This is a genomic window from Microbispora amethystogenes, assembly GCF_016863015.1.
GTDB classification, from domain to species: Bacteria; Actinomycetota; Actinomycetes; order Streptosporangiales; family Streptosporangiaceae; genus Microbispora; species Microbispora amethystogenes.
In genome coordinates, this window is sequence record NZ_BOOB01000018.1 from 241,745 (window position 1) to 253,056 (window position 11,312).

Annotated in this window: 10 protein-coding genes; 4 read left to right on the forward strand and 6 right to left on the reverse strand. The window is 70.1% G+C overall.

Annotated features, from left to right (window positions below; translation table 11 throughout):
* Positions 1–5 precede the first annotated feature (5 nt).
* Positions 6–4,208 carry a LamG-like jellyroll fold domain-containing protein gene (locus tag Mam01_RS36660; RefSeq protein ID WP_239101306.1) on the forward strand — a complete coding sequence of 1,401 codons (4,203 nt, stop codon included), beginning with the start codon at positions 6–8 and terminating at the stop codon, positions 4,206–4,208.
* Positions 4,209–4,307: 99 nt separating this feature from the next.
* Entirely contained in the window at positions 4,308–4,904 is a 597-nt protein-coding gene (gene rfbC / locus Mam01_RS14725) for a dTDP-4-dehydrorhamnose 3,5-epimerase (RefSeq protein WP_204285870.1), read from the forward strand.
* A 17-nt stretch (positions 4,905–4,921) separates the two neighbouring features.
* On the opposite strand, the gene Mam01_RS14730 is transcribed toward rfbC, so the two are convergent.
* The 4 genes from Mam01_RS14730 to Mam01_RS37655 all read right to left on the reverse strand — a co-directional run bounded on the left by Mam01_RS14730 (position 4,922) and on the right by Mam01_RS37655 (position 9,211).
* Positions 4,922–5,854: an FkbM family methyltransferase gene (locus tag Mam01_RS14730; RefSeq protein WP_204285871.1), complete on the reverse strand. Its 933-nt coding sequence runs from the start codon at positions 5,852–5,854 to the stop codon at positions 4,922–4,924.
* Positions 5,855–5,996: 142 nt separating this feature from the next.
* On the reverse strand, positions 5,997–7,094 hold the full coding sequence (locus Mam01_RS14735) for a 2-oxoacid:ferredoxin oxidoreductase subunit beta (RefSeq protein WP_373868697.1): 1,098 nt from the start codon (positions 7,092–7,094) through the stop codon (positions 5,997–5,999).
* Entirely contained in the window at positions 7,087–8,931 is a 1,845-nt protein-coding gene (locus Mam01_RS14740; protein ID WP_204285872.1) for a 2-oxoacid:acceptor oxidoreductase subunit alpha, read from the reverse strand. Before Mam01_RS14740 ends, Mam01_RS14735 begins: the two co-directional genes overlap by 8 nt.
* A 190-nt stretch (positions 8,932–9,121) precedes the next feature.
* Positions 9,122–9,211: a putative leader peptide gene (locus tag Mam01_RS37655; RefSeq protein WP_359865535.1), complete on the reverse strand. Its 90-nt coding sequence runs from the start codon at positions 9,209–9,211 to the stop codon at positions 9,122–9,124.
* A 218-nt stretch (positions 9,212–9,429) separates the two neighbouring features.
* Between Mam01_RS37655 and Mam01_RS14745 the strand changes: the two genes are divergently transcribed.
* Positions 9,430–9,969: an NADH-quinone oxidoreductase subunit B gene (locus Mam01_RS14745; RefSeq protein ID WP_307820051.1), complete on the forward strand. Its 540-nt coding sequence runs from the start codon at positions 9,430–9,432 to the stop codon at positions 9,967–9,969.
* Complete coding sequence (locus Mam01_RS14750; RefSeq protein WP_204285873.1) at positions 9,966–10,493, forward strand: NADH-quinone oxidoreductase subunit C; 528 nt, start codon at positions 9,966–9,968, stop codon at positions 10,491–10,493. The genes Mam01_RS14745 and Mam01_RS14750 overlap by 4 nt, the downstream gene beginning before the upstream one ends.
* A 142-nt stretch (positions 10,494–10,635) precedes the next feature.
* Here Mam01_RS14750 and Mam01_RS14755 read toward each other — a convergent pair whose 3' ends face one another.
* Positions 10,636–10,974: a hypothetical protein gene (locus Mam01_RS14755; protein WP_204285874.1), complete on the reverse strand. Its 339-nt coding sequence runs from the start codon at positions 10,972–10,974 to the stop codon at positions 10,636–10,638.
* 49 nt (positions 10,975–11,023) lie between these two features.
* The coding region (locus Mam01_RS14760) for a hypothetical protein (RefSeq protein WP_204285875.1) at positions 11,024–11,312 on the reverse strand (289 nt) is incomplete at its 5' end.

Sequence of the window (11,312 nt, forward strand, 5' to 3'; positions counted from 1 at the left end):
TACAAGTGCGTTCCAAATTACCCCTGTTAAAGCGCTCTGCGCTCGCACTCCTCATCGTCGCCGGATTCGGCCTCGCCCAGAGCGGGGTCGCCGCGGCCGACATCGACCCTGAACCCGGCGTACCCGAGACCGTGACGGCCGACGCGCTGCCCACGTGGCAGATCAACGGCGTCGTGTGGAAGCAGGCCACGGTCGGCAACATGGTCTACGCCGTTGGCAGTTTCTCCAAGGCCCGGCCACCCGGCACGAGTGCCGGCGACCCCCAGGAGGTCAACCGCGCCAACATCCTCGCGTACGACATCACGACGGGGAACCTCCTGCCGTTCAACCACACGCTCAACGCGCAGGCCCGCTCGATCGCCGTCTCCCCGGACGGTTCGCGGATCTACGTCGGCGGCGACTTCACCACCGTCGACGGGGTGACCCGCAACCGCCTCGTGGCCTTCAACACCGCCACCGGGGCCGTCGACACCGCCTTCAGCGCGTCGATCTCCAACACCGTGTGGACGATCACGGTCTCCGACAGCACCGTCTACGTCGGCGGCAACTTCTTCAACGCCAACGGCCACTCGCGCAACCGTGCCGCCGCGCTGGCCCGGAGCAACGGCGCCCTGCGGGACTGGGCGATCGAGCCCGACGACGAGATCCGCGCCATGCTGGTGTCCCCGGACCAGAGCCGGGTCATCGTGGGCGGCAAGTTCCAGAACTTCAACGGGGAGGCGCGCGTCGGCGTCACCGCCGTCGACCCGGTCACCGGCGCCTCGCTGCCGTGGAGCAGCCGCCCCACCCCCACCGCCATCGACGGCAGGGGCTTCTCCTACGTCGACGACCTCACCACCGACGGCACCGTGATTTACGGCGCCAACGACGGCGAGGGCGGTCACTGGTTCGACGGACGCTGGGCGGCCGACCCCACCACCGGTGACCTGATCTGGCTCGACAACTGCTACGGCGCGACGTACAGCGTCTTCGTGACCGGTCAGGTGCTCTACAGCGTCGGCCACGCGCACGACTGCAGCTCCCTCGGCGCGTTCCCCGAGAGCAGCCCGACGACGTGGCACCGGGCGCTGGCCGAGACGACGTACCCGGTCGGCACCGACCAGGCCCCGCCGGGACAGAACAGCAACTACAGCGGACAGCCCGTGCCGGGCCTGCTCCACTGGTTCCCCTCGATCAACGCCGGCAGTTACACCGGCATGAACCAGGGCGGCTGGTCGCTCACCGGAAACGCCCAGTACCTGTCCATGGGCGGCGAGTTCACCTACGTCAACGGCAACCCCCAGCAGGGCCTCACCCGGTTCGCGATCAAGACGATCGCGCCGCGGAAGGCCGCGCCCATTCCCGGCCCGGACCTGACCCCGACCGCGGTCTCCTTCCGCGCGGGCACGGCCAGGGTGAGCTGGAAGGCGACCTGGGACCAGGACCACGAGAAGCTGAACTACGAGATCCTGCGGGACGGCGGCAGCACGCCGATCGCGACCGTCACCGCCAAGTCGAACTTCTGGACGCTGCCCGCGCTGGGCTACCAGGACACCGGCCTCGAACCGGGCTCCACGCACACCTACCGGATCCGGGCGAGGGACCCGCAGGGCAACGCGGTCGGCAGCGCCACCTCCGATCCCGTGACCATCGCGACCTCGGGAGGGTCCAGCGCCTACCCCGACGCCGTGCTCGCCGACAACCCCGCGAGCTACTGGCGGCTCGGTGAGGCGAGCGGCACCACCGCGTACGACTACGCGGCGTTCAACGACGTCACCGAGAAGACCGGGGTGACGCACGGCGCGACCGGGGCCGTCAACGGCGACTCCGACGCCGCCTCGCACTTCGACGGCACGTCGAACGGGTTCGGCGTGACCCAGTCGCAGACCCCCACGACGCCGAGCTTCACCATCGAGGCGTGGGTCAAGACGACCACGAACAGGGGCGGCAAGATCGTCGGTTACGGCAACGCGGCCACCGGCAACAGCGGCAACTACGACCGGCACGTCTACATGGACAACTCCGGCCGGATCTTCTTCGGCGTCCACCCCGGCGCCGTCCGCACGATCAACTCCGGTACGGGCTACAACGACGGCAACTGGCACCACATCGCGGCCAGCCTCAGCGAGACCGCCGGCATGACCCTGTACGTCGACGGCCGCCGCGTCGCCCAGTCCGCCGCCACCACCAGCGCCCAGCAGTACAACGGATACTGGCGCATCGGCGGCGACAACCTCAGCGGATGGACGAACCAGCCGACGAGCTCCTACCTGAACGGCGACATCGACGAGGTGGCGATCTACCCCTCGGCGCTGCCGCAGGACAAGGTCATCGACCACTTCGTGGCCAGTGGCAGGACCAGCCCGATCCCGCCCGCCCCGGCCGACCCGTACGGCAAGGCCGTCTACAACGACGAGCCGGCGCTCTACTGGCGCCTGAACGAGACGAGCGGCCCGGCGGCCGCCGACTCGGGCAAGGGCGGCGTCGCGGGCACCTACACCGCCAGCGGCGTGAGCTACGGCCAGACCGGCGCGCTCGTCGGCACGACGAACAAGGCGGTGACGTTCAACAACGGCGGGGTGGCCTCGACGACGACGTACGCCAACCCGACGGCCTACTCCGAGGAGCTGTGGTTCAAGACGACCACGAACCGCGGCGGCAAGCTGATCGGGCTGGGCGGCTCCGCCACCGGAACCAGCTCCAACTACGACCGCCACGTCTACATGCGGAACGACGGCAAGCTCGTGTTCGGCACGTACACCGGCAGCATCAACGTGATCACCACGAACGGGTCCTACAACAACGGCCAGTGGCACCACATGGTGGCGACCCAGGGCCCCGGCGGCATGAAGCTGTACGTGGACGGCACCGTCGCCGGGACCAACCCGCAGACGGGCGCCGAGAACTTCACCGGCTACTGGCGGGTCGGCGGGGACAACCTCAACTCCTGGCCGAACCAGCCGACCAGCAACAACTTCGCGGGGCAGATCGACGAGGTGGCCGTCTACGGCGGCGTGCTCACCGACGCGCAGGTCGCCACACACTGGCAGAAGGGCTCGGGCAACGGGCCGCCGAACCAGCCGCCCACCGCTTCGTTCACCGCGACCTGCCCCGCGCTGGAGTGCTCGTTCGACGCCGGGGCGTCCGCCGACACCGACGGCTCGATCGCCTCGTACGCCTGGGACTTCGGCGACGGCACCACGGGCACCGGGAAGACGCCGACGCACACCTATCCGGCCGCCGGCGACTACCCGGTCAAGCTGACGGTCACCGACGACCAGAACGCGACGGGCATCCGCACCGACACCGTCACCGCCCAGGCGCCGGCGAACCCGCCGGCGGCGCTGGCGTCGGACGCCTTCGGGCGTTCGGTCTCCGGCGGGCTGGGCTCGGCCGACACCGGCGGGGCGTACTCGCTCTCCGGCGCGGCCTCCTCGTTCGCGGTGGACGGCAGCGCGGCGCAGATCTCGCTGCCCTCGACCAGCGCGAACCGCCGGGCGTACCTGAACGGCGTGTCCAGCACGATGACGGACACCACGTTCTCCGTCACGACCGACAAGCCCGGCACCGGCAACGGCATCTACATCTGGGGCATCGGGCGCAGCGTGAACGGCCAGGGCGACTACCGCGCCCGGGTGCGGCTGCTGTCGTCCAACGGGATCGGCCTGCTGGTGAGCCGCACCGACTCCGCCAACGCGGAGACGGCCCTCGTCTCCGAGCAGACGGTGGCCGGTCTCACCTACAGCGCCGGAACGGTGCTGAAGGTCCGGCTCCAGGTGGCCGGCACCTCTCCCACGACCGTCCAGGCCAAGGTCTGGCGGGCCGCGGACGCCGAACCGGGCTCCTGGCAGGTGACCGCCACCGACTCGACGGCCGGTCTGCAGGCGGCGGGCGGCGTCGGGTTCGGCACGTTCCTGTCCGGGACCGCGACGAACGCGCCGGTCGTGACCACGGTGGACGATCTGGTCGCGACCAGCACGGCCACGGCGCCGACCGCGGCGTTCACGCCCAGCTGCACCGGGCTGACCTGCGCGGTGGACGCCTCGGCGTCGACCGCCGGTTCCGCGCCCATCTCCACGTACACATGGAGCTACGGCGACGGTGTGGTGGAGACGGGACAGACCGCGTCGCACACCTACGCCCAGCCGGGCACCTACCGGATCACGCTGACCGTGACCGGGTCCGACAACCGCACGAGCGTCGCCACCCAGACGGTCGACGTCTCCTGAGATGACCAGGAAGGCCCCGCCGGCGACGGCGGGGCCTTCCGCCTACCCCCGTCTTTCCCCGTCTTCCTCCCGTCTCCGACCGACCACGAGGTGCCGCAGATGGAACAGCTGCAGATCCCCGACGCGTACGTCTTCACCCCCGCCGTCCACCGGGACGACCGCGGGGTGTTCCTGGAGTGGTTCCGGGCGGAGGACCTGACCGCCGCGCTCGGGTACCGGTTCGAGCTCGCCCAGGCCAACCTCTCGGTCTCCCGCCGGGGCGTGCTGCGCGGCGTCCACTTCGCGGAGGTGCCGGTGGGCCAGGCCAAGTACGTGACCTGCGTGGCGGGAGCCGTCCTCGACGTCGTGGTCGACCTGAGGGTCGGTTCGCCCGCCTTCGGCCAGTGGCAGAGCGTGCCGCTCGACGACGTGAGCCGCCGGGGGGTGTACCTCGCGGAAGGGCTGGGGCACGCCTTCTTGGCGCTCAGCGAGGAGGCCACGGTCGCCTACATGTGCTCCCAGCCGTACGCTCCGGGGCGGGAGCACGGGATCCACCCGCTCGACCCCGAGCTCGGCATCGCGTGGCCGGAGGGGCTGGACCCCCTCCTGTCGCCGAAGGACGCGGTCGCGCCCACGCTGGCGGAGGCGGGGGCGCGGCATCTGCTGCCGAGCTACGACGACTGCCTCGCGTACTACGAGAAGCTCCGGTCGGCGTAGGCCGCCCGGCAGGCGGCTCAGGCCGGCGTCAGGATGATGTCCCGGGAGCCGTAGCGGGGCAGGGGCGCCTCCGACTCGATCTCCGCCGTGGTGATCTCGTGCAGGGTCTCGCTGCCGATGGCGTGCACCTGGTAGCCGCCGGAGTGGAGCTCGCGGATGAGGGCGCGGAGCCGGGGGACGTCGGCGAGGACCTCGACGACGATGGTCGGCCGCGCGGCGAGGATCTGGGGCCACACGGCCTCCAGGACGACGGCCTCGTAGCCCTCGATGTCGAGCTTGAGCAGGTCGACGCCCTCGACGAGGTCCTTCATCGGGATGGTCGGGACCTCGACGTACCGGGTGGCCGGCCGGTCCTTGATGCCCTCGGTGCCGCTGGCCAGGTAGGCGCCGGTGGGCGCGGTGTAGCGCTCGCGGTCGGGCAGCAGGAGACGCATCGTGGCGGGCGCGTCATCGCCGACCACGGCGGCCTCGACGACGGTGACGTTCGCCAGGCCGTTGAGGTCGACGTTGGCGCGCAGCACGGCGGCGGACTCGGGGTTGGCCTCGACGGCGGTGTACGGGACGGACCCGGCGGCGTGCGCGCCCTGCACCGTGTAGTAGCCGATGTTGGCCCCGACTTCGAGAATCCTGGTGGCCCGCCCGCAGAGCCGCCGCCATTGTTCGGTCTCGGCGCCCTCGTAGCCGCGTTCGCCGTACCAGAACAGCAGTTGCGCGAGCCGGGACCGCACGGCGGAAAGCCGGATCACCGGATTGTCGGGAAGGGTGAAGTCGGCCAGCGGGGTCAGCGGCCGGTGCCGCAGGACCCGCACCACCTGCTCCCAGAAAAAGCGCGGCCCGCCTTTTGCCGTCGAATAACGCTCCCGCACCAGCATGACCAGCCCGATCGGCACCAGGGTCAACAGCCGGGACACCAGAATCCGCGCCTGTACCCGCGCGTTCGACTGCGCCATCGTCCCTCCGGAATGCCGTTCGAGTGCATTTGAATATTAATGGGCGGCAGGCCTTTGGGGCAGGCGCATCTTGAAAAACATTGCGCACGAAAATGGCTCTCCGCCCGGCCGGGCGGAGAGCCATTTTCGGGTGGCCGGAGGATCAGCCGATGGTCCAGGTGTCCCCGCCGTGGAGCAGGTCGGCGAGGCTGCCCTCGCCCTTGTCGGCCGTGGCCGTGGCCACCTGCTCGTTCAGCAGGTGGTCGTAGGAAGGCCGGTCGACCGAGCGGAAGACGCCCATCGGCACGTGCTCGAACGCCGGCTCGTCCAGCCGGGAGAGCGCGAACGCGAGCGACGGGTCGGGGTTGTGGGCGTCGTGCACCAGGATCTCCCCGTCGGACACCTCGGCGCGGCGCACCACCTCGACGCCGCCCGTGGGCGACAGTCGTACGGCCCGCTCGTTCTCGCCGGTGCCGAAGACGATCGGCTGACCGTGCTCCAGCCGTACGGTGATCTCGTCCCGGGTGCCCGGGTCCTTCAGCGTGTCGAAGGCCCCGTCGTTGAAGATGTTGCAGTTCTGGTAGATCTCCACCAGCGAGGCGCCGCGGTGCTCGGCGGCCTGGCGCAGCACGCCCTGCAGGTGCTTGCGGTCGCTGTCCATGGTCCGGGCGACGAACCCGGCCTCGGCCCCGAGCGCCAGCGAGATCGGGTTGAACGGCTTGTCCAGCGAGCCCATCGGGGTCGACTTGGTGATCTTGCCGATCTCGGAGGTGGGGGAGTACTGCCCCTTGGTCAGGCCGTAGATCCTGTTGTTGAACAGCAGGATGTTCAGGTTGACGTTGCGGCGCAGCGCGTGGATGAGGTGGTTGCCGCCGATCGACAGCGCGTCGCCGTCACCCGTGATGACCCACACCGACAGGTCGGGCCGGGAGGCGGCCAGGCCGGTCGCGATCGCCGGAGCGCGCCCGTGGATCGAGTGGAAGCCGTAGGTGTTCAGGTAGTACGGGAAGCGGGAGGAGCAGCCGATGCCGGAGACGAACACGATGTTCTCCCGGCGCAGCCCCAGCTCGGGCAGGAAGCTCTGCACCGCGGCGAGGATGGCGTAGTCACCGCAGCCCGGGCACCAGCGCACCTCCTGGTCGGACTTGAAGTCCTTCAGGGTCTGCTTGGCGTCGGTGCGCGGGATCAGGGCCAGGCCCTTGCCGTTGAGGCCCCCGTTGAGAGGGGTCCTGCCGGAGGCGGGCAGTTCAGCGCTAGTCACTTTCGATCACTTCCCCGATGACGGCGGCGAGCTCCTCGGCCTTGAAGGGGAGCCCCCGCACGCGGTTGTAGCTGATCACGTCGACCAGGAAGCGGGCCCGCAGCAGCATGGCGAGCTGCCCGAGGTTGATCTCCGGCAGCAGCACCTTGTCGTAGGAGCGCAGCACCTCGCCGGTGTTGGCGGGCAGCGGGTTCAGGTGACGCAGGTGCGCCTGGGCCACCTTGTGCCCGGCCGCGCGCACCCGCCGGGCCGCCGCCGCGATAGGCCCGTACGTCGAGCCCCAGCCCAGCACCAGCACGCGGGCGTCGCCGCCGGGGTCGTCGACCGTCAGGTCGGGCACGTCGATGCCGTCGATCTTGGCCTGGCGCAGCCGCACCATCCGGTCGTGGTTGTCGGGGTCGTAGGAGATGTTCCCGGTGCCGTCGGCCTTCTCGATGCCGCCGATCCGGTGCTCCAGACCGGGCGTGCCGGGCACGGCCCAGGGGCGGGCCAGGGTCTCCGGGTCACGCTTGAACGGGAGGTACGTGCCGTCCTCGCCGTTGGGCTCGGTCGTGAACGGCGCGGTGATGTCGGGAAGCTCCGACACCTCCGGGATCCGCCACGGCTCCGAGCCGTTGGCCAGGTAGCCGTCCGACAGCAGCATCACGGGCGTGCGGTACTTCACCGCGATGCGCGCCGCCTCCACCGCCATCGTGAAGCAGTCCGACGGCGTCGCCGGGGCCAGGACCGGCACCGGCGACTCACCGTTGCGGCCGTACATGGCCATCAGCAGGTCGGTCTGCTCGGTCTTGGTCGGCATGCCGGTCGAGGGACCGGCGCGCTGCACGTCCACGACGATCAGCGGCAGCTCGGTGGTCACCGCGAGGCCCACGGTCTCGGCCTTCAGCGCGACGCCGGGACCCGAGGTGGTGGTCACGCCGAGCGACCCGCCGAACGAGGCGCCCAGAGCGGCGGCCACCCCGGCGATCTCGTCCTCGGCCTGGAAGGTGCGGATGCCGAACCGCTTGTGCTTGGACAGCTCGTGCAGGATGTCGGAGGCCGGGGTGATCGGGTAGGAGCCCAGGAACAGCGGCAGCTTCGCCTGCACCGCCCCCGCGATCAGCCCGTACGACAGGGCCTGGTTGCCGGAGATGTTCCGGTAGACGCCCGGCGCGAGGGTGGCCGGCTTGATCTCGTAGGAGACCGAGAACGACTCGGTCGTCTCGCCGTAGTTCCAGCCCGCCTGGAAGGCCGCGATGTTCGCCTTGGCGATCTCGGGCTTCCGCGCGAACTTGGACTCCAGGAACTTGATCGTGCCCTCGGTCGGCCGGTTGTACATCCACGACAGCAGGCCGAGCGCGAACATGTTCTTGGCCCGCTCGGCGTCCTTCTTCGAGATGTCGAAGCCGTCGAGCGCCCGTACGGTCAGCGAGGTCAGCGGCACCGCGTGGAGCCGCCACTCCTTCAGCGAGTCGTCTTCGAGCGGGTTGCCCGGGTAGCCAACCTTCTGCAGGTTGCGCTTGGTGAACTCGTCGGTGTTGGCGATGATGTCGGCGCCGCGGGGCAGGTCGCCGATGTTCGCCTTCAACGCGGCGGGGTTCATCGCGACGAGCACGTTGGGCGCGTCGCCGGGGGTCAGGATGTCGTGGTCGGCGAAGTGCAGCTGGAAGCTCGACACCCCGGGCAGGGTGCCGGCGGGCGCGCGAATCTCCGCCGGGAAGTTGGGAAGCGTCGACAGGTCGTTGCCGAACTGGGCCGTCTCCGCCGTGAACCGGTCACCGGTGAGCTGCATTCCGTCGCCGGAGTCACCCGCGAACCGGATGATCACGCGGTCGAGCTGCTGAACCTGCTTGGTCACAGCTCCTCAGTCCTCCTTGACGCGCCCAGGCCTGTCTGCTTGTGGCACGATGTCATGTCCATGCTAGATCCATCGGGGTCAGGCTGGTTTCTCCGTAGTGCGCGCTTGACGCGCTGTCTACCGGGACTTGCCGGCCCGCCATATGCGGGCTGTTTCGACTGGGTGCTCCGGCCGCCGGGGTGGCGCACCGTCAGCCTCGCGAACCGTCTGGACGACACAGGCCCGACGCGAGCCGGCACAGGTCCACGTGCAAGCGGGCGACGAGCATGGTTCGGGTCACGATCCTCAACTATATGCGGGGAGCCGGGCTGAGACCGTCAGCGTTCAGCCCTTGAGATCGAGCCCGGCGGGATTCAGGGGTACCCGGGAGCCGGTAAGAGTGGATGTTTCGGCTCATGTGCCGTGGTCATGGCTGGTCACGGGCCGGACGCGACCGGTCCCTCCGGCGGAGGAGAATGGGGTCATGGCGGTGAGCGCATGCCCGTGAACGATCTTCCGATGCCGACGGCAGGCCCGGTGACGCGGCCGCTGCCCGAGCCGATGCGGTTCGTGCTGAACTGGGGCCGCCGTTACTCCCTCTGGGTGTTCAACTTCGGCCTGGCGTGCTGCGCGATCGAGTTCGTCGCCACGTCGATGAGCAGGCACGACTTCATCCGCCACGGGGTCAGCCCGTTCGCGGACGGCCCCCGCCGCGCCGACCTGCTGATCGTGTCGGGCACGGTCACCGACAAGATGGCCCCGGCCGTGCTGCGGCTGTACGAGCAGATGCCCGACCCCAAGTACGTCATCTCGTTCGGCGCCTGCTCCAACTCGGGCGGGCCGTACTGGGACTCCTACTGCGTGACCAAGGGCGTCGACCAGATCATCCCGGTGGACGTGTACGTCCCGGGCTGCCCGCCGCGTCCCGAGGCCCTGCTGCACGGCATCACGAAGCTGCAGGAGAAGATCGCCGCCGAGTCGGCCGCGGACCGCTCCCTCCCGGCCGCGGACCGTTCGCTCCCGGCCTCGGGCCGCTCCGTCCCGGGCGCGGAGTCATGAGCGCGCTGCCGGAGCCGTACGGCTCCCGCGTGGGCGACTCCTTCGGCCAGGCCGTGCTCGACGTGGAGCCGGGCGAATGGACCGACGCGCTGACGGCCGCGCGCTCGGCCGGGTTCGCGTTCTTCGACTGGCTGACCGCCGTGGACGAGCCGCCGGAGGCGTTCGGCATCGTGGCCCACGTGTTCGACCCCGTCGCGTTCGCGCACCTGCTCCTGCGCACCCGGGTGCCGCACGCCGACCCCCGCCTGCCGACCGCGACGGGCGTCTTCCGCGGCGCGAACTGGCACGAGCGCGAGACGTACGAGATGTTCGGCGTGGTGTTCGACGGCCATCCGGACCTGAGCCCACTGCTGCTGCCGGACGGCTTCGAGGGCCATCCGCTGCGCAAGGACTTCGTGCTCGCCGCCCGGGTCGCCAAGGCGTGGCCGGGAGCCAAGGAGCCGGGAGAGTCCGGCCAGGGCTCCCCAAGCCGCCGCAGAACACTCCCCCCAGGAGTCCCACCCGGCTGGGCGTCCCCCTCCTGAGGTAGCTCCCACAGCCGGAACATACGACGCCGCGCTCCCGCCGCGCTCCCGCCGCGCTCCCGCCGCGCTCCCGCCGCGCTCGTGCCGCACAGCGCTCCCGCCGCGCCGCGCTCCTACCGTGCCGCGTGACGGCGGTGCGGCATCAGAACGGGCACTTCCACCCCGGCCACGCCGCCGTCGCCTCGTCCTCCCACGCGTGCAGCGTCTTCCCCTCGTAAACCGTCTCGCGGTGGACGCTCAGCCACTCGACCAGTTCCGCGCTTCCACGAACCTTGTCTTGTACCAGCCAGGGCTGGCCGCTGAGGTCAGAGCGGGGGATCCTGTCGTGGTCCACAAGGCACTGCACCACCGCCACGAGCGCCTGGTCACGCCGATGTACCTCGTCGTCCACTGACTTGGGGGGCTTTTGTTCTCTCGTGCAGGCCGCCAGTGTGAACGTCAGGGATAGGAGAAGTGCGGTCGTCGCCCACGATGCTCTCACTGCTGCATCCTCATCGCTTCCTCGGGGTTCTTGGCCGCGAGGGCGGCGGTCAGCGTCTCGGCGTCACGTCGCCCCTGGTCGCCGCTCTGCCCGGTCGCCTCCCAGTCCAGCCGTACGACCGGGGGCGGGCGAAGACCGGCCTGAGCGCGCCCGGGGCTCCGGTCATGACGTTCCACCCCTGCTCCCTGGCCAGTTCGTACGCCCTCGTCGTGCGGGCGTCCATGTCGCGGACGTCGTCGAGCGCGGCGGCGATCAGCCGGGGCAGTGAGGCGAAGCTGAGTTCACTGCCCCAATTCTGCATCTTCTGGTCAGCTTCTCGGCCGTAACCAACCGAGCTT